Here is an 18,675-nt window from a genome sequence, read left to right as displayed (position 1 = left end):
AAACGTTTTCGTAAAAGTTTTTACAAAAAAAATCCCTCGACAAAATCGAGGGATTTTTACATGAGTTAAGTTTTTTAACCTTGTACAAAAGTTTTGATATATTCAGCATAGCCTTCTTGGTTTATTACCTGAAGGATAACAATTTTTCCTTTATTTTTTCTTAAAATTACTTCTACATCATATACATCATATACTTTAACATCATTAGCTTTAAGAATAATGTCGCCAGATTTAACTCCTTGATCGATTAAATATTGATGCATTCCTCCTATAATTTCTACACCGTAATTTACTCTATACTTAGAAGCTATTTTTTTAGAAACCTTTTTTAAATTACCAACATAGTTTTTTGTGTAATCAAGTTTATCAACAGTTTCTTTACTAAATTGATTCTTTAATTTAACATTAAAATCTTTTTCATATCCATTCCTTAGAACTGTCACGTTGATTTTATCTCCTGGGCGTTTAGAACTTAAAAAACCTTGTAAGTCAGCAAACTTTCCAATTTTTACGTTTTCTACTCTTACAATAACATCATTCACTTTAATCCCAGCTTCTTGAGCTCCGCCTTTTTCTGTAAGACCAGTAATTAACACACCCTCAGTAATTTCACCTAAGTCAAATTGTTTGGCTTGTTCACTGTCTAATTCAGCAAAATTTATCCCTATATAGGCTGTCTGTACATCCCCAAATTCCATAATATCTTCAATTACTTTTTTAGCAATATTAGAAGGTACGGCAAAAGAATAGCCAACATAGGAGCCTGTTTGAGAGGTTATAGCTGTATTTATACCAACCAATTCGCCTCGAACATTTACCAAAGCACCGCCACTGTTGCCAGGATTCACAGCTGCGTCAGTTTGAATAAATGATTCTATTTTAGAATTGTTAGAAATATTAATGTCTCTTGCTTTAGCACTTACAATACCAGCAGTAACCGTCGAAGTCAAGTTAAAAGGATTACCAACTGCCAATACCCATTCACCTATTCTAACATTATCAGAATTTGCAAAGGGTACAAAAGGTAAGTCTGTATCATTTATCTTTAATAAAGCAATGTCTGAACGTTCATGAGCGCCAATAACTTCTGCTTTATATGTTTTTTGGTTGTTTAAGGTGATCTCTATATCCTCTGCTCCTCTAATTACATGATTATTTGTAATAATATAACCATCTGGTGAAATAATAACACCTGAACCAGCTCCTACTGTTCTAGGTTTACCAGATTTTCTGCTACTACCAAAAAGAAATTCTTCTAAAGAATTTGAGCCTGCTACCGCCTTGTTCTTAACATGCACAACAGCATTAACTGTCTCTTCTGCTGCCTTAGTAAAATCTATAGCCTCACCATCTAAAGTTGCTACAGTTGTAGGTACATATTTTGTTTGAAATACTTTAGGATTTTGATTCGCATCCTTCACTACTGATCCATTTTCTGGCGAACCATTTACTAAAAAGTAACCTCCTAAAGCCAATGTTCCTCCAAAAACAGACGCTAAAATTAAACTTGCTATTCTTTTCATGTTTAAAAAATTTAATCTTTACAAATAAGTCGTTAATAATCAATCAAAATAACACTCAAAAATACTAGTTTATTATGTACAAAAAATCACTTTAACGATACTTTAACAAGCATTTCATCTTGTGAAATAATCATTACATTTGCCCTACTTATGAACCTCAATTTTTACAAATATCAAGGTACTGGAAATGACTTTGTAATGATCGATGATCGACAAGAAATTTTTCCCAAAAATAATACCAAACTTATTTCACGACTTTGTGATAGAAAATTTGGTATAGGAGCTGACGGATTGATCTTATTACAAAATGCAGCAAACGCTGATTTTAAAATGGTCTACTTTAATTCAGACGGTAATACGAGCAGCATGTGTGGTAATGGTGGTAGATGTATTGTCGCTTTCGCAGAATATTTAAAAATTATAAAAGATATTGCTGTTTTTGAAGCTATTGACGGTTTACATGAAGCAACGATTGAAAATAATATTGTGAATTTAAAAATGAGTAATATTAATGAAGTTCAAGAATTTGAAAGTCATTTATTTTTAGATTCAGGTTCACCACATCATGTCACTTTTGTAGAAAATATTGAGAATATAGATGTAAAAAATACGGGGAGTACGATCCGATATGGAGCTCCATATTTTGAAAAAGGAAGTAATGTGAATTTTGTAGAACAAGTAAATAAGAATGTATTTAAAGTACGTACTTACGAACGTGGAGTCGAAGACGAAACTTTAAGTTGTGGCACTGGGGTGACAGCTGTCGCTATTGCTTCACATAGAGCACAAAAAACAACTAGCAAAATTGTTATTCTAGAAACACCTGGTGGTGAATTAGAGGTTACTTTTGAATTCGATAATAATTCGTATAAAAATGTGTTCTTAAAAGGAGTAACAAACCAAGTTTTTAAAGGAACTATTAAAATTTAATGCAAGTACTAACTGGCAAACATATTTATTTAAGAGCTGTAGAATCCGAAGATTTAGAGTTTTTATTCTCAACAGAGAATAATGAAACGTTTTGGGAGGTTAGCAACACTCTAACACCATTTTCTAAGCATTTATTAGAACAATACATCGCTAATGCACATTTAGATATTTATGAGGTGAAACAATTGCGATTGATTATAGTAAATAATGAAACCAACAATGCAATTGGTATGGTAGATCTTTTTGATTTTAACCCTCAACATCAAAGAGCTGGTATAGGTATCTTGATCATTAAAGAGTATCAACAAAAAGGGTATGCCACTGAAGCTTTACAATTACTAAAAAATTACTGTTTTACTGTTTTAAATTTGCATCAACTATATGCCAATATAACTGAAGACAATAAAAAAAGCTTGTCTCTGTTTAAAAAAATAGGTTTTAAAAAAGCGGGTTCAAAAGAAGATTGGATTTTCTCTAACGGAAAATTTAAAAATGAAGTTTTATTCCAATTAATAAAAGAATGAGTTTAAAAAAAATCATATTAATTTTATTTGTAATTGCGTTAGTAGTAGGTGGATTTATAGGCTATAATTATTACAATAAAATATATAATGGTAATGTAAAAGAAGATGCTTCACTTTATATTTCTTCAGAGGCAACTTTCGAGGAAGTAATAACTGCTGTATCACCATTTATAAAAAATGAAAAAAGCTTCGAATGGGTCGCTAAACAAAAAAACTATCCCAACAAAATAAAAGCTGGACATTATGTTTTAAAAAACGGGATGAACAATAACGATCTTGTTGATCTATTAAGAAGCGGAGAGCAAACACCAATAAAAATATCATTTAACAACCAAGATACTATAGAAAGACTAGCTGGTAGAATTGCAGAGCAACTAGAAGCGGACTCTATAGAATTGGTTGCTGCAATTTTAGATACTGATTTTCTTAAAAAGAATAAACTCACAAAAGCTACAGTATTAGGGATATTTGTTCCTAATTCCTATGAGTTTTACTGGAATACTTCACCAGAAAAATTTCGAGACAGAATGTTAAAAGAATACGATAGATTTTGGAATAAAGATCGTCTCGCTAAAGCTGATAGACTTAATTTATCTAAAAATGAAGTGATTACATTAGCATCTATTGTACAAAAGGAAACATCTCAAGCAGAAGAAAGACCAATAGTAGCTGGTTTGTACTTAAATAGATTAAGAAGTAGATGGCCATTAGGTGCTGATCCTACCATTATTTTTGCACTGAAACAAAAATATGGACAAGACAAAGTATATAAACGCGTATTGAACAAAGACCTTGAAATAGATTCACCTTACAATACATATACAAATCAAGGTTTACCACCTGGCCCAATCGCAATGCCAGATATCTCTTCAATCGATGCAGTTTTAAATGATAAAAGACATGATTATTATTACATGTGCGCGAGTGTTACAAAGCTTGGTTACCATGAATTTGCAAGAACATTAGCACAGCATAACATCAATGCCGGCAAATACCACAGGTGGGTAAGTCAGCAAGGTATAAATAGGTAAATATGTGTCCTAAAAAATGGGTCATATTAAGCTTTTTAATAATTAGTTGTCTTATCGGGTTTGGTCAAAAAACAACTACTTTCTGGCAAAAATCAGATACCTTAAATAAATCACGCAGAAACACTGTTTATATTACAGAAGTAGCTGTGGCTGCGGCGGCACTCACAGGTATGAATCAGTTATGGTATGCCGATTATCCACGCACTTCTTTTCAAACAATAAATGACAATAGTCACTGGCTACAAATGGATAAGATAGGGCATGTTATGTCATCTTATTATGTAGGCAAATTAGGTATGGAAGTTCTCGATTGGGCTGGTGAAAGCAAAAAAAATCAGTTAATTTATGGAGCTCCTTTAGGTTTTCTGTTTTTAACTTCCGTTGAAGTCTTGGACGGATTCTCAGAGCGATGGGGCTTTTCAACTGGTGATTTGATAGCAAATGCAACCGGAACAGGATTACTAGTAGGGCAAGAGTTATTATGGAATGAGCAAAGGATTACTTTAAAATACTCATTTCATACTACTTCTTATGCAGATTTACGACCAGAATTGCTGGGAGAGAACTTTTTAGAGCAAACTTTAAAAGACTATAATGGTCAAACATACTGGTTATCAGCTAATTTATGGTCATTTAATAAGCAAAGTAATTTGCCGAAATGGTTCAATTTGGCCTTTGGGTATGGTGCAGAAGGTATGATCTCTGCTAAAAAAGAGCTACCCTTAGAAACCAACCTACCTCAAATCGATCGATACAGGCAATTTTACTTTAGTTTAGATGTAGATCTTACTAAGGTAAAAACACGCTCTAAACTGCTTAAAACAGTGTTTTCTACGATCAACTTTATCAAAATTCCTGCCCCTACACTCGAAATAAACTCAAAAGGCAAGCTCAAATTTCATATTTTATATTTTTAAATTACTGATTTACAGAATATTAAAATTTTATTAATTTTTTTGTAAATTTGACCAATTGCTATATATTTGCACGCTCAAATTAAATCAGCCTAGTGTTGATTTTTAATTTGCAATATCATGAAAAGGAAAGTACTAAAGGTATTCAGTATTATTACAGTGATATACTTTATTACATCAGGTTTTACCACCTGGAAACAACAAGTATCTGTAAAATATAACGTACCAACGGAAAATGCAATCTATACGGTATACCCTACCGGATTGATTGAGACACAAGTAGAGCCCTTACTACCTGTAACTGGTAGATCGTTCATTGGTTTTAAAGAAGCATTAGGCTTTAAAGAATCTCAAGGCAAGTACAACACTGTAAACACTTTAGGTTATTTAGGCAAGTACCAATTTGGTAAATCTACACTAAAACGCTTTAAAATTTACGACACAACAGAATTTTTAAAAGATGCTAAACTACAAGAAGATGCATTCTCAGCATTGTGTTCAGTAAATAAGTGGATCTTAATTAGAGACATTAAACGAAGTGTAGGTAAAAGAATTAATGGAATTAGAATTACTGAATCTGGTATTCTAGCAGCAGCACATTTAGCTGGGGCTGGAAGTGTAAAAAAATATTTAAGGAGTAATGGTGAGTTTGAATTTACTGATGCCTATGGCACAACAATTGAACATTACTTAAAAAAGTTTGCTGGTTACGATACTTCATTAGTTGAAGCAAATAGAAAACCCGCAATTTGATTGGTTATAATTATTGGTTAGTTAATTAAAAAATCCTCGGCTATTGTCGAGGATTTTTTATTTCTTATGTATTATAAAAATTGCAGGGCGTTTATGCAAGCCTGGTTTTTTATTTTTCCATTCTTGAACACTATAGGTATGTATATATTCTGTAGCCAACGTAATATCCGCAGCTATACAAAGGCTTGTTATTGGTGTTAATGTTTGCAATAGATCTGCAAACATTTTTTCGTTTCTATATGGTGTTTCAATGAATATTTGAGATTGATCTTTTTCTGAAGATAGTTTTTCTAATTGCTTAATTTTCTTCTTACGATCAGATTTATCGATAGGTAAATAGCCATTAAAAGCAAAATTTTGACCATTTAAACCTGATGCCATTAAGGCCATTATAATAGATGATGGACCAACTAATGGAACTACTCTAATTTCTTTTTGATGCGCTAACTGCACAACTAACGCGCCAGGATCTGCCACAGCTGGAACACCAGCTTCAGATAGTAATCCTACATTTTTACCATCTAAGCATGCATTTAAATAATCTTGTATCTCTATGCTGTCAGTGAATTTATCTAAAATATAAATGTGTAATAATCCCTGTGCCTTTTTTGGTGTGATCTTTTTAATAAAACGTCTGGCTGATTTTTCATTCTCTACAATAAAATGACGTGTTTTTTCAATCACTTGTCTTACCGAAAGCGGTAATACTTCTAAAGGCTCATTATCTCCTAAAGTAGTAGGAATCAAATATAATTTACCTAAACTCATAATTTCTCAACAATTATATCACAAGCTTTATCTAGCATATCGTATACACTTTCAAAGCCAAATTCACCACCATAATAAGGATCGGGAACATCTACATTTTCGTTAGGAAATATTTCGTTTAAGATCATTTTTACTTTATCCTCATCTTCTTTACTTCTAGCTAAAGAAAGTATATCTCTCCTATTCGAATTATCCATAACAAAAATTATGTCAAAATCATCAAAATCCTGTACAGTGAATTTTCTACAACGTTGATCCGTAATATCTATGCCATGTTTCTTGGCTACAGCTATAGATCTTTTATCTGGTAATTCACCTATGTGATAACCTCCTGTACCAGCAGAATCAATATAAATATTATTGGAATCGACTTTAGATTTTAGAATACCCTCTGCTAATGGTGAGCGACAAATATTGCCCAGACAAACCATTAGAATACGAGTCATATCAATAAATTAAAACGAAAGTTTTTTGGTAATATCTTCTACGTATTTTCTAAACTGTTTATCAGTTTCAGTAAGATTATCAACCGTTTTACAAGCGTGTAGTACTGTTGCATGATCTCTGCTACCTATCTGAGAACCAATACTTGCCAACGAAGCTTTTGTCATTTTTTTAGCAAAATACATTGCTAACTGACGCGCTTGAACAATATGACGTTTTCTGGTTTTAGATTGCAATGTAGTAACATCCATTTCGAAATATTTAGATACTACTTTTTGTATATAATCAATAGAAACTTCACGCTTAGTATTCTTAACAAACTTATCTACGATCTGCTTCGTTAAAGCTAGCGTAAATTCTTTTCTATTAAATGATGCTTGCGCTATCATAGAAATTAGAACTCCTTCTAATTCTCGAACATTTGTTTTAATATTCTTAGCAATATATTCAACAATTTCATCAGGCATTTCTACTCCATCTCTAAATAGCTTCTTTTGAAGAATAGAAATTCTTGTCTCATAATCAGGCGCTTGTAATTCTGCTGACAAACCCCATTTAAAACGAGATAATAAACGCTGTTCAATATCTTGCATATCTACAGGCGCTTTATCTGACGTTAACACCACCTGTTTGCCATTTTGGTGTAAATGATTGAAAATATGGAAGAATACATCCTGAGTACCCGATTTACCAGATAAGAACTGTACATCATCAATAATTAACACATCGATCATTTGGTAGAAATGAATAAAATCATTTCTAGTATTTCCTTTAACAGAATCTATATATTGCTGTGTGAATTTTTCAGCTGAAATATAAAGAACCGTTTTTTCAGGGTATTTATCTTTAATATCTACACCTAAAGCATGTGCTAAATGTGTTTTACCCAATCCAACACCACCATAGATCAACAAAGGGTTAAAAGAAGTGCCTCCAGGCTTATTGGCAACAGCCATGCCCGCAGATCTGGCTAATCTATTAGAATCACCCTCTATAAAACTATCGAAATTGTAATTAGGATTTAACTGAGATTCGATCTTAACTTTTTGAATACCAGGTATAACAAATGGATTTCTTAATTCACGTTTATCAAATTCTAACGGAACTGTTACTCCTTGCGAATTAAATGGTTTTCTATTTGAGCTAGGTATTTTTACTGTGTGAGGATTCTTACTACTGTAAGCATTTTCCATTCTTACATCATAAATCAACTTTGCATCATCACCCAATTCTCTAACTAAAGCAACCCTTAATAATTTAATATAATGCTCTTCTAACCACTCATAAAAAAATTTGCTAGGAACTTGAATAGTTAATGCTTCTCCAGTAATTTTAATCGGCTTAATTGGTTCGAACCAAGTTTTGTATGCTTGAGGCTTAATATTATCCTTTATAAAGGACAGGCAATTATTCCAAACTGAAGTTGCAGTTTTTGTCATTATTTAGGGTCTAGTTTTTGTTTTGGTTAAGGGTAAAAAATCAAGAATTCTTGGGTGAGAACTCTTTCATTCTTCGGCGTTACAAAAATGTGAATATTTTTTGTCATAAAAAAATAAAATTCCTATTGATTATTAATTTTTTTTTACGTAAACTCTCGCACCTAATTTACAAAAATTAATGTCCTCACATACTATTCAATTCCGCGTCAGATACGGAGAAACCGACCAAATGGGCTACGTTTACTATGGTAACTATGCCCAATATTTTGAAATGGGGAGAGTCGAATGGTTACGCAACCTAGGCCTATCTTATAAACGTATGGAAGAGCTTGGTATTATGTTACCAGTTTTAAATTTAAATATCGATTATTTAAAACCTGCAAAATATGACGATCTGCTTACCTTAAAAACAACCTTAATTAAAAAACCTTCTGTACGAATAGAATTTAATTTTGAGCTATATAATGAAGACAATGAATTACTTAACAAAGCGTATTGCTCTTTAGTTTTTATTGATATGAAAAAAAACAAGCCAACTAAAGCACCAGATTACATTTTAGAAAAAACAGAAAACCTGTTCGGTTAAATTTCGTTAATTTTTAAACAACGTAGGTTTTCGAAAGCTGTTCTTACCATTTCAGCATCACTTTTTCTTATTGAAATCACTAATTCACAATTAAGCTCCATTTTTTGTTCTAAGATATTTATGTGTTTCTCTTTTATAACACGCATTACTCTATTCATATCTTTATAGTCAAAAACAAGCTTAAAAGTAGTTTCAATTGTTCTTTCAATAATTTTTGATGCATTTAAAGCCATTTCAGCAGCAGTCTTATATGCATTTATAAGCCCACTAACACCTAATTTAGTGCCACTAAAGTAGCGAACTACTACAATTAATACATTTGTTAAATCTTTTGAAAGAATTTGACCATAAATAGGCTGACCTGCAGAATTATTAGGCTCACCATCATCATTTACTCTAAATCTTATAGTGTTTTCCTCAATTCCTATTCTATAAGCATAACACCAATGCCTTGCTTTATGATGCTGTTCTTTTAAACCAATAATAATTTCTTTTACTTCTTCTTCTCTAAGAATTGGAAAAGCATAACCCAAAAATTTACTGCCTCGATCTTTAAAAATAGCCTCTTCTGAAGGTTTTGAAATTGTTTTATAAGTATCAATCATTTCTAAAAAGAAACATTTTTAATGATTTTTAAAACATCTTTTTGAATGTTAGTTTCAGAAATCAATTTTCCTGAGGCCCTTGGAGCTCCAATTCCATTTGAAAAATTAGTGCTTCCAGTAAAAATGCGAGCTTCATCCCAAAGATTTGAATCAATAAAAGATTGCAACGTTTGTTCACCACCTTCTACAAGTACAGATAATAAATTATGTTTAAATAAAACCTCACACACTTGTTTGGCTACATTTTTAGAGAAATCAATTTGTTCAAAAACTAGATCACTTGAAGAATCCTTTTCTTGTTCTGTTAAAATTATCGTTTTTACACCTTTATTATATATATGGTAAGAGGTAGGAATTCGTAAACTTTTATCCAAAATTACTCGAACAGGATTTTTACCTTTATAATCCCTCACATCTAATTTAGGATTGTCTTTTACAGCAGTATTAGTTCCGATAAGAATAGCATCTTCCTTAGCTCTCCATTTATGCACTAATTGGCGTGAATATTGATTCGTTATCCAATTCGGTTTTGCATCCTCAATATCATTAACCTGTCTATCAATATCTATAAAACCATCTTTAGTTTCTGCCCATTTTAAAATAATATATGGTCGTTTTTTTGTTTGATAGGTAAAAAATCGCTTATTACTTTCTCTACATTCTTTTTCTAAAACTCCAACAGTAACACTACACCCATTATCTTTTAACTTTTGAATTCCGCTACCAGCAACTTTTTCGAAAGGATCAACACAACCGATAACCACATTCTTAATTCCGCTTTTTACAATTAAATCGGAACATGGTGGTGTTTTACCAAAGTGATTACACGGCTCTAAACTAACATACAATATAGCCTCATTGAGTAAAGATTTGTCCTCCACAGAATTTATGGCATTCACTTCTGCATGATTTCCGCCATAAGCACTGGTATACCCTTCGCCTATTATTAAATCATTATGAACAATTACACAACCAACCATCGGATTTGGACTTGTATTTCCTAATCCGTTTTTAGCTAATTCTAGGCAGCGTTTTATATATTTTTCGTGTATATTCACGTCACAAATGTACAGTTTTAAGATATAGTATTTATATGATGAATATTAGAAAAATAGAACCCAAAGACAATCAAAAAATTGAACAAATTGTCAAATCTACCATTGTCGAATTTGGCTTACCAACTACCGGAAGTGCTTATGAAGATGACGATACAAAAGCCATGTATGAAGCCTACCAAGCCAATGATCAAGCTTACTTTGTACTTGAAGTTGATGAAGAAGTAGTTGGTGGTGGCGGTATTAAAGCTTTAAAAGGATCAAAAAGTGAGACATGTGAGCTTCAGAAAATGTATTTAATGCCTAAAGTTCGTGGTAAAGGTTATGGTAAAAACATATTTGATACCTGCATACAAGCCGCTAAAGAATTAGGATTCAAGCAATGTTACTTAGAGTCTGACCCCAGTATGTTATCTGCTATTAAAATATATGAGAAGAACGGATTTAAACATTTAAATGGCCCCTTGGGTAGCACTGGGCATACAGCTTGCGGAGTTTGGATGCTAAAAGATCTGTAACATGACCTTAAAAGAATTACGATCTAAATTCGATGTCGGTTTAAAAACTCTATATCCTAAAGAAGAAATAGCTTCTTTTTTTCAGCTATTGATCGAATATAAATTAAGATTGACCAGAGTTGATCTAGTTATGCAGCCAGGTCTTAAAATAAATGATATCGATTTAGATTTTTTTCTACACGCTTTCGCGGAATTGCAACAACAAAAACCTATACAATATATTATAGGTGAAACTTTGTTTTTTGGATTAAAATTTAAAGTCACAAAAGATGTTTTAATACCTCGACCAGAAACAGAAGAATTGCTGGATTGGATTATTAAAGAAACTAAAAACAAAAAAGGAAATTTAAACATTCTAGATATTGGTACTGGTAGTGGCTGCATAGCAGTTTCTCTTGCTAAAAATTTACCAGACGCAAAAGTTTTTGCTTTAGATATTTCGACTGAAGCTTTAGCTGTAGCCAAACACAATGCCGATTTAAATAAAGTAGATATAAATTTTATTCAGCAAGATATTCTAAACACTGATGTTATTTCGAGTGAAGATGAGAAATCCCTCATGTTCGACATCATTGTTTCTAACCCACCATATGTTTTAGAAGATGAAAAACAAGAAATAAAAGCTAATGTTTTAGATAATGAACCACATCTTGCATTATTTGTAAATTGCAATAACCCCTTATTGTTTTATGATAAAATAGCTGCTATTTCTAAAGTGCAGCTTACCAAAAATGGACTTTTATTTTTCGAGATCAACCAATATTTAGGTAAAGAAACTGTTCAACTATTACAACAAAAAGGGTTTGCAGATGTAGCATTACGAAAAGACCTTTTTGGTAATGATCGAATACTAAAAGCATGTTATAATTCAACTTGATTCTTAACTTGTTTTCTGCTAACTTCGCTTATCGGCCGATATAGTTCATTAAAACGGAACGATATCTAAACATTGTGCTTCATTATGACCAACCAATAACCAATGATAAAATTCTTTAGAAAAATTAGACAAAATTTACTTTCAGAAGGAAAAACTGGAAAGTATTTTAAATATGCAATTGGAGAAATTGTACTTGTCGTTATTGGAATTTTAATAGCCTTGTCAATTAACAATTGGAATCAAAATATTCAGAAAAAAGAGCAGGAAAAAATCTACTATTGTAAAATCAAGGAAGATTTAGAAACTGATAAAAATAATATCAAGGCAAGTATCGAATCGTTAGATAAAAGGAAGTCTTCTGCTAAAAGAGTGTTAACTAATTTATATTCTGGAGTAAATGATAAATCAGATATAATGAAAGATTATTTACCAGCAATAAGGTCTTATAATTTTGTGCCAAGTAAATTGGCAATACAAGATATTACATCGTCTGGTAAATTAGAAAATTTAAAACAATCGGATTTAAAAATAGCAGTTCTACAACATTATGCTGATTTAGAATTTGCATTGAACACCATTAATCAAAATCGCATAGATGTAAACCAATTTATATACAAATATGAAGATTTAGCCGATTTTGGACTTCACCAAACACCTCTGTATAAAAGTGAATTTGGTGATGAGTTATTAAGTCAGATGCCAAATGTCAACTGGTATATAGATAAAAACAACGTAATTTATAAGCAATTCCAAGAACATATATCACTTTCTATAATTGTCAGTTCTAGAGAAAAACAATTACTTAATCAAATACTTTTAAGTACTCAAAAATTGAAATCTGAACTAGAACCATATTGTGATTCGAATCATTAAAATAACGAAAGCACAACAACGTGTATAATTAATTACTACGGAATTCCTTCGCAGGAATTCACTTGAATTAATTACATTTGAGTACGTCGGAAAATCCTAACTGATTTTCCGTAACTAACCATACACCAACCGATAAGCGAAACTTGAAAATACAAGACAACATAGCATCTGAGTTTGACGAGTTTTCTAAAAACTATACCAGCGATATGCAGAAATGTGTACCGCACTACGATTATTTATTGTCTTGTTTTTCTAATAATTATTCTAAAGATTTTAATCCGCTAACCATTTTAGATTTGGGTTGTGGCAACGGTAATGTTACAGAACAGTTATTGCTATTGTTTCCTAAAGCACAATACACTTTACTAGATGCCTCGCAAGAAATGCTTTCTAATTGCCAGATGCGTTTTAAAAATGTAAATATCGAAACCGTTAAATCTTATTTTAATGATTATGATTTTCCTAAAAATCATTTTGATCTAATTGTATCAGGGTTTAGTATCCATCATTGTAATCAAAAAGAAAAGCAAGAAATTTTTAAACGCATTTACCAATCTTTAAAACCAAATGGTGTTTATGCTAGTTCAGATCTTATGACCGATAAAAATGCTGCCGAGCATAAACAATTGCTAAAATATTGGCAAAATTTTGTTCTCAATAACTACCCCAACAACAAAAAGTGGGAGTGGCTCATGGATCATTATAATGAATTTGATAAGCCAGATAATGTAACCGATCAACTAGATTGGTTAAAAGAAGTAGGCTTTAAAAATTTTGAGATATCTGTAAAAGATGTTTATTGGACTCATTTTAAAGCTCAGAAATAAATAATCTTTAAATTAGGTAGGAGTTTTTGAACCATGATTGTTTTATAAATAGAAAACTAAAAACAAAGTATAATAAAGGGGTTAAGCCTTAGCTTTTCGCTAAGGCTTTTTTTATGTTTTAAACCAAACTGATCTTCATCACTTTCGATTTTTCTACAGTCTCTTGCCATTCATTTTCGGCAATACTATCTTTAGTAATGCCACCACCAACAAAAATTGATGCGGTATCGGTATTAATTTTCATGCAACGTAGATTTACAAATAAATTAGAAGAATTATTCATGTTTAGCTCTCCTAAAAAGCCTGTGTAAAAATCTCTATTGTAATTTTCGTTTTCTAAAATATATTGCTTAGCAATAGTCTTAGGCAACCCACATACTGCTGGAGTTGGATGTAATTCTTTAACTAAGACTTCTAAATCTTTTTTGTTATTTAATTTTCCAGTAATATCTGTTCTTAGATGCAAAAGATTTCCAGCCTTAACTGTATTCGGTTTGCCAAAGCTCAATTCTATAGTTACTTCTTTTAATTGAGATTCAATATAGTTAGTCACATACTGTTGCTCTTCTATTTCTTTTTGCTGCCATGCTATATCTAAACTACCTTTATAGGATTGAGTTCCAGCCAATGCCATGGTTTTAAATTCATTATTAGTAACAGAGATCAAGGTCTCTGGCGTGGCTCCCATCCATAATCCAATTTTAGGATGACACCAAACGTATACCATAGCATTCGAATAGCTTAATACTAATTTTTTGAATACAGATGCAATCGAAAAATTATGTAATTCAACATCTTCTTTTCTTGACAGAACAATTTTCTGAGCTTTACCAGATTTAATAAATTTTATTCCGTTATTGACTAAATTTAAATGCTGATCTTTAAATTTATTAGTTGGTTTAGGAAAATTTTTGGCACTAAGTAACACTTCTTTATCAGGAAAATGTGTTACAATTCTTTCAGCCTCGCTCCCTGGGATTACTATTGTTTTTTCGCTATCATCAAAAGGTGCGAAAACAAACCCTGAAGTATTAAAAGAATCTAAGTAAAATAAATCATCATTCTTTTGAAAAAAACCTATAATTTCTTTGCTATTAGGCTTATTATATGCAACAAAAGGGAGTCGATTTGTATAAGAAAATACTATTTTATTTAAAAGCTCTTGAAATTCCAACTTAGTCTACTGTTTTTAAAATTTCAGCCTTAATCAAATCAAAATCAGTCCAGATAAGATCATGGCCTCCACCATTTATAGTTACCATCGTAAATTTATCTTTATCAATAACTTTCTCTAAAAATTCAGAATTTTTATAAGGTACTATCCAATCTTTGTCACCATGAATGTTGATGATTTTTGAAGGACTTTTATTCCATTGATCTTTATACTTCGGAAACTCTTCTACATGTGCATATTTTTCTTTAGCGGCTGCTTTTACTTTTGCAGGAATCAACCATCGAGTTAATCTCCATTTATAAAAATTTAGCACTTTAAACATAGGTTCATATTCACCAACCACAGCACTAGCCATAGAAACTTTGTATTTATAATTTTTATCAGATGCCAATATTACGGGGCCGCCATAAGAATATCCTGCCAAGACTATCCTTTCTTCAGGATAATCTTTAATTAGGTTATGTAAAACTCCTAATTCGAACTTTAAAGTAGGTTGGACATTACCTGTGTTTTTAGGTCCATACCCCACTCTATCATAAGCTAATATATTGGCTTTGATATTCAATAAAGAATCTCTTAAATATCGCTGATAATCCATTGCGTCACCAGGTGAACCATGCACAAAAATCAAAATAGGTAATGTTGTATCTATTTCTTTTTGCATAGATATCACACGGTAATCAAAACCTTTATAATTATTATATGCTATAATTGGTTCAGAAAAATTATTGGTTAATTTTTTTAGCACTTTTCTATCTGAGTCGGGGCTCATAAATACATGCGTTGCTATTAGCAATCCAGAAAGAAGTACAACAACTACAATTAATAATATCTTAAAAATACGCTTTAGAATACGCATTTTTAATCCGATTTTTTATCTAAAACAATCGTACTAAGCTTGCAAAGAGAAATTAGTCTTTGTTCTTCATCTTCTATACGTATTTCCCATAAATGTGTAGTTCTACCTTTATGTAATGGTTTAGCCGTTGCAGTAACCCACCCTTCTTTAATCCCCCGCAAATGATTTGCAGAAATTTCTAAACCTCGTACCATTTTTTTCTCTCGATCTATAGATAAAAACGAAGCAAAACTACCCACCGTTTCTGCTAAGGCAACACTTGCTCCACCATGTAATACACCATCTGGTTGATGTACCTTTGAAGACACGGGCATCCTAGCAACCACCTTATCTTGAGATACATCTATAAACTCAATACCCAATGTTTGCATCAACGTATTTTGAGAAGCTTGGTTCATTAATTTTAGCATCGCTTGCTTATCCATAAAGAAAATTTAGAAACGTAAAAGTAATTAAAACTATACTATTTTATCCTGTTAAAATAGCTAACTTTGCACAGTATTTATAACTATTTATGGTTTACAAACTACGCATTATATTAGACACAGAACAGGATGTGATTCGTGAGATTGCCATCAATCAAAACGATTCATTAGAAGATCTGCACAATGCTATTATTAATGCTTTTGGTTTTGACGGATCGGAAATGGCTTCGTTTTTTACTACAGATGATAATTGGAATCAAGGTGAAGAGATTCCTTTGTTTGACATGAGTGAAGATGGTGATGCTATCACTATGCAACATATTTTGCTATCAGAAATTATAGATGAAGAAAAATCTAAGTTGATCTATGTGTATGATTTCTTTTCGATGTGGTCATTTTTTGTAGAACTAGTAGGTCTTGTAGATAACCTAAGTGAAAGTGAATTACCTCTATTACTTCTATCTCTTGGAAATGTGCCGGACAAGGCTCCAGAAAAGGAATTTAAAAGTGAACTAGTTGATGATGTTTCAAATGTAGCAGACGATGATATAGACATTGATGAATTCGACTTCGACAACTTTGATGAACTTATGAATTAATTGATTTTTTTGTTACAATTCCTAAATTTGGTCGTCATACTATACAACAACCAAAACGATAATACACTTGGAAACAATCTTATCTCTTAAAAATCTCGATAAAAAATACGGGAAAGTACATGCTGTAAACAACCTTTCATTCGATATTAAAAAAGGAAGCGTCTATGGAATTCTAGGTCCAAACGGTAGCGGAAAATCTACAACTTTAGGTATCATTTTAAATGTAGTAAACCGTACTTCTGGTGATTTTAGCTGGTTTGATGGAAATATCTCTACGCATGAAGCTCTAAAGAAAGTTGGAGCTATTATCGAGCGACCTAATTTTTATCCGTATATGACAGCAACTCAAAACTTAAAGCTGATTTGTAAAATAAAAGGAGTAGCATACGATAAGATTGATGAAAAATTAAAGGTTGTTAATCTGTATGAACGTAGAGATAGTAAGTTTAAAACCTATTCTTTGGGGATGAAGCAACGTTTAGCTATTGCTTCTGCATTACTAAATGATCCTGAAATATTGATCCTAGATGAACCAACAAACGGATTAGACCCACAAGGTATTCATGAAATTCGTAAAATCATTAAAGATATTGCCAACAATGGTACTACTATTTTATTGGCTTCGCACTTGTTAGATGAAGTAGAAAAAGTTTGTTCTCATGTAGTTGTAATACGAGAAGGTATAAAATTATATGACGGTCGTGTTGATGAAATTGTAGCCACTAGTGGATTTTTTGAATTAAATACCGATGGTGATGAAAATAAATTAAAAGAATTGTTAGAACAACATGCATCCATAAGTTCAGTGAAACTAGACGAAGGAAAATTGATTGCTACTTTAAATGAAGAAATGTCTGCTACAGATATCAATTCCTACTTATTTAAAAATGGTATTACACTCTCACATTTAGTAAAACGTAAACCTAGCCTTGAGCAACAATTCTTAACCCTAACCAACAACAACTAATCAGCCATGTTACGTCTTTTAAATATAGAATTTCATAAACTAAAACACAATAGAGCTAGTAGAGTTCTATCGATCATATATTTTGCCTTGTTAACGTCAATTGCTTTGATTGCAGCTATTAAATTTGATATTGGCCCTGTACAATTTCATTTAGCAGATCAAGGTATTTTTAACTTTCCATATATCTGGCACTTTAACAGTTTTATGGCTGCTATTTTTAAATTCTTTTTATTACTAGTTATTGTTTCTATGATGGCAAATGAGTACAGTAATAAAACACTGAAACAAAATTTAATAGATGGACTAAGCAAGAAAGAGTTTATTCTATCTAAGTTCTACACAGTCTTAGTTTTTGCGGCTGTATCTACAATATTTGTTTTTGTGGTTTCTTTAATTTTAGGATATGCTTATTCTGATTACAATGAGCTTGGCATCGTGTTTTCTGACTTAGAATATTTATTAGCATTCTTTATAAAATTAGTCGGGTTCTTTTCTTTCGGTTTATTCATGGGTATTCTTGTAAAACGTTCTGCATTTGCTGTAGGAGGCATCTTGGTTTGGTTTATTATAGAAAGTATCTTTAAAGGATTTCTTTTTTGGAGATTTAGAGATACAGGTTTTGAAAATATCACTGAAAAAGTGAATCAATTTATGCAATTCTTGCCATTAGAATCTATGTCTAATCTTATTAAAGAGCCATTTACCAGATTAAACGCTGTACAAAGTGTAGCAAAACAAGTTGGCGAAGACTTATCTAAAGATTTTTCAGTTCAGTTAACAGATATACTAATAGTATTGTTTTGGACATTTCTTTTTATCTATTTATCGTATCGTCTACTTAAAAGAAGGGATTTATAGTTTAGAAAAATCTTGTCAGTTTGAGTGAAATTGCGACAGCAATTTTGTATAGAAAACGGAAGATTTCTCGATATAATTTTCTTCGAAAAATCACTCGAAATGACATAAAGTTTGTTTTATTCTGAA

22 protein-coding genes are annotated in these 18,675 nt (G+C 31.7%); 13 read left to right on the top strand and 9 right to left on the bottom strand.

Annotated elements, in window-relative coordinates; all coding sequences use genetic code 11:
- Positions 1-74: 74 nt before the first annotated feature.
- Positions 75-1,523, bottom strand: coding sequence for a trypsin-like peptidase domain-containing protein (locus tag AC3IF2_RS02300; RefSeq protein WP_489165398.1), 1,449 nt, complete (start codon positions 1,521-1,523; stop codon positions 75-77).
- Positions 1,524-1,673: 150 nt separating this feature from the next.
- Here AC3IF2_RS02300 and dapF point away from each other — a divergent pair, with 150 nt between their 5' ends.
- The 5 genes from dapF to AC3IF2_RS02275 all read left to right on the top strand — a co-directional run bounded on the left by dapF (position 1,674) and on the right by AC3IF2_RS02275 (position 5,675).
- On the top strand, positions 1,674-2,453 hold the full coding sequence (dapF, locus tag AC3IF2_RS02295) for a diaminopimelate epimerase (protein ID WP_489165397.1): 780 nt from the start codon (positions 1,674-1,676) through the stop codon (positions 2,451-2,453).
- Positions 2,453-2,977 carry a GNAT family N-acetyltransferase gene (locus AC3IF2_RS02290; protein WP_489165396.1) on the top strand — a complete coding sequence of 175 codons (525 nt, stop codon included), beginning with the start codon at positions 2,453-2,455 and terminating at the stop codon, positions 2,975-2,977. Before dapF ends, AC3IF2_RS02290 begins: the two co-directional genes overlap by 1 nt.
- Complete coding sequence (gene mltG, locus AC3IF2_RS02285; RefSeq protein ID WP_489165395.1) at positions 2,974-4,008, top strand: endolytic transglycosylase MltG; 1,035 nt, start codon at positions 2,974-2,976, stop codon at positions 4,006-4,008. The genes AC3IF2_RS02290 and mltG overlap by 4 nt, the downstream gene beginning before the upstream one ends.
- A 2-nt stretch (positions 4,009-4,010) precedes the next feature.
- Positions 4,011-4,925: a DUF2279 domain-containing protein gene (locus AC3IF2_RS02280; RefSeq protein ID WP_489165394.1), complete on the top strand. Its 915-nt coding sequence runs from the start codon at positions 4,011-4,013 to the stop codon at positions 4,923-4,925.
- A gap of 117 nt (positions 4,926-5,042) precedes the next feature.
- Positions 5,043-5,675, top strand: coding sequence for a hypothetical protein (locus tag AC3IF2_RS02275; RefSeq protein ID WP_489165393.1), 633 nt, complete (start codon positions 5,043-5,045; stop codon positions 5,673-5,675).
- Positions 5,676-5,732: 57 nt separating this feature from the next.
- Here AC3IF2_RS02275 and AC3IF2_RS02270 read toward each other — a convergent pair whose 3' ends face one another.
- The 3 genes from AC3IF2_RS02270 to dnaA are packed head-to-tail and all read right to left on the bottom strand — an operon-like array spanning position 5,733 to position 8,326.
- Entirely contained in the window at positions 5,733-6,443 is a 711-nt protein-coding gene (locus AC3IF2_RS02270; RefSeq protein ID WP_489165391.1) for an SAM-dependent methyltransferase, read from the bottom strand.
- Positions 6,440-6,889, bottom strand: a complete 450-nt coding sequence (locus AC3IF2_RS02265) for a low molecular weight protein-tyrosine-phosphatase (RefSeq protein WP_489165390.1) — start codon at positions 6,887-6,889, stop codon at positions 6,440-6,442. The genes AC3IF2_RS02270 and AC3IF2_RS02265 overlap by 4 nt, the downstream gene beginning before the upstream one ends.
- Positions 6,890-6,898: 9 nt before the next feature.
- Positions 6,899-8,326, bottom strand: a complete 1,428-nt coding sequence (dnaA, locus tag AC3IF2_RS02260) for a chromosomal replication initiator protein DnaA (RefSeq protein WP_489165389.1) — start codon at positions 8,324-8,326, stop codon at positions 6,899-6,901.
- A gap of 178 nt (positions 8,327-8,504) precedes the next feature.
- Between dnaA and AC3IF2_RS02255 the strand changes: the two genes are divergently transcribed.
- The gene (locus AC3IF2_RS02255; RefSeq protein ID WP_489165388.1) at positions 8,505-8,912 is read left to right on the top strand and encodes an acyl-CoA thioesterase; all 408 of its coding nucleotides are present in this window, start codon (positions 8,505-8,507) and stop codon (positions 8,910-8,912) included.
- Here AC3IF2_RS02255 and AC3IF2_RS02250 read toward each other — a convergent pair.
- Complete coding sequence (locus AC3IF2_RS02250; RefSeq protein ID WP_489165387.1) at positions 8,909-9,517, bottom strand: IMPACT family protein; 609 nt, start codon at positions 9,515-9,517, stop codon at positions 8,909-8,911. The two genes, AC3IF2_RS02255 and AC3IF2_RS02250, sit on opposite strands and share 4 nt — an antisense overlap.
- Positions 9,518-9,519: 2 nt before the next feature.
- Positions 9,520-10,575: a bifunctional diaminohydroxyphosphoribosylaminopyrimidine deaminase/5-amino-6-(5-phosphoribosylamino)uracil reductase RibD gene (ribD, locus tag AC3IF2_RS02245; RefSeq protein ID WP_489165386.1), complete on the bottom strand. Its 1,056-nt coding sequence runs from the start codon at positions 10,573-10,575 to the stop codon at positions 9,520-9,522.
- Positions 10,576-10,610: 35 nt separating this feature from the next.
- On the opposite strand from ribD, the gene AC3IF2_RS02240 reads away from it, so the two are divergent.
- The 4 genes from AC3IF2_RS02240 to AC3IF2_RS02225 all read left to right on the top strand — a co-directional run bounded on the left by AC3IF2_RS02240 (position 10,611) and on the right by AC3IF2_RS02225 (position 13,667).
- Positions 10,611-11,090 (top strand): GNAT family N-acetyltransferase, encoded by a 480-nt coding sequence (locus AC3IF2_RS02240; protein WP_489165385.1) that lies wholly within the window; start codon positions 10,611-10,613, stop codon positions 11,088-11,090.
- 1 nt (position 11,091) lies between these two features.
- Positions 11,092-11,967, top strand: a complete 876-nt coding sequence (prmC, locus tag AC3IF2_RS02235; protein WP_489165384.1) for a peptide chain release factor N(5)-glutamine methyltransferase — start codon at positions 11,092-11,094, stop codon at positions 11,965-11,967.
- Positions 11,968-12,069: 102 nt separating this feature from the next.
- A complete protein-coding gene (locus AC3IF2_RS02230) occupies positions 12,070-12,840 on the top strand; it encodes a DUF6090 family protein (protein WP_489165383.1) in 771 nt (256 codons plus the stop codon).
- Positions 12,841-12,983: 143 nt separating this feature from the next.
- Entirely contained in the window at positions 12,984-13,667 is a 684-nt protein-coding gene (locus AC3IF2_RS02225) for a class I SAM-dependent methyltransferase (RefSeq protein WP_489165382.1), read from the top strand.
- Positions 13,668-13,785: 118 nt separating this feature from the next.
- Here the strand turns inward: AC3IF2_RS02225 and AC3IF2_RS02220 are convergent, their stop codons facing one another.
- The 3 genes from AC3IF2_RS02220 to AC3IF2_RS02210 are packed head-to-tail and all read right to left on the bottom strand — an operon-like array spanning position 13,786 to position 16,125.
- Positions 13,786-14,841: a chorismate-binding protein gene (locus AC3IF2_RS02220; protein WP_489165381.1), complete on the bottom strand. Its 1,056-nt coding sequence runs from the start codon at positions 14,839-14,841 to the stop codon at positions 13,786-13,788.
- 1 nt (position 14,842) lies between these two features.
- Positions 14,843-15,700, bottom strand: coding sequence for an alpha/beta fold hydrolase (locus AC3IF2_RS02215; RefSeq protein ID WP_489165380.1), 858 nt, complete (start codon positions 15,698-15,700; stop codon positions 14,843-14,845).
- Positions 15,701-15,702: 2 nt separating this feature from the next.
- Positions 15,703-16,125, bottom strand: a complete 423-nt coding sequence (locus AC3IF2_RS02210) for a hotdog fold thioesterase (RefSeq protein ID WP_489165379.1) — start codon at positions 16,123-16,125, stop codon at positions 15,703-15,705.
- Between the two features lie 89 nt (positions 16,126-16,214).
- On the opposite strand from AC3IF2_RS02210, the gene AC3IF2_RS02205 reads away from it, so the two are divergent.
- The 3 genes from AC3IF2_RS02205 to AC3IF2_RS02195 all read left to right on the top strand — a co-directional run bounded on the left by AC3IF2_RS02205 (position 16,215) and on the right by AC3IF2_RS02195 (position 18,549).
- Complete coding sequence (locus AC3IF2_RS02205) at positions 16,215-16,724, top strand: IS1096 element passenger TnpR family protein (protein ID WP_489165378.1); 510 nt, start codon at positions 16,215-16,217, stop codon at positions 16,722-16,724.
- Between the two features lie 67 nt (positions 16,725-16,791).
- The gene (locus AC3IF2_RS02200; protein WP_489165377.1) at positions 16,792-17,691 is read left to right on the top strand and encodes an ABC transporter ATP-binding protein; all 900 of its coding nucleotides are present in this window, start codon (positions 16,792-16,794) and stop codon (positions 17,689-17,691) included.
- 6 nt (positions 17,692-17,697) lie between these two features.
- On the top strand, positions 17,698-18,549 hold the full coding sequence (locus tag AC3IF2_RS02195; RefSeq protein ID WP_489165376.1) for an ABC transporter permease: 852 nt from the start codon (positions 17,698-17,700) through the stop codon (positions 18,547-18,549).
- Positions 18,550-18,675 lie beyond the last annotated feature (126 nt).

The organism is Maritimimonas rapanae, assembly GCF_057837205.1.
This window is presented reverse-complemented; position numbering and strand designations above follow the sequence as displayed.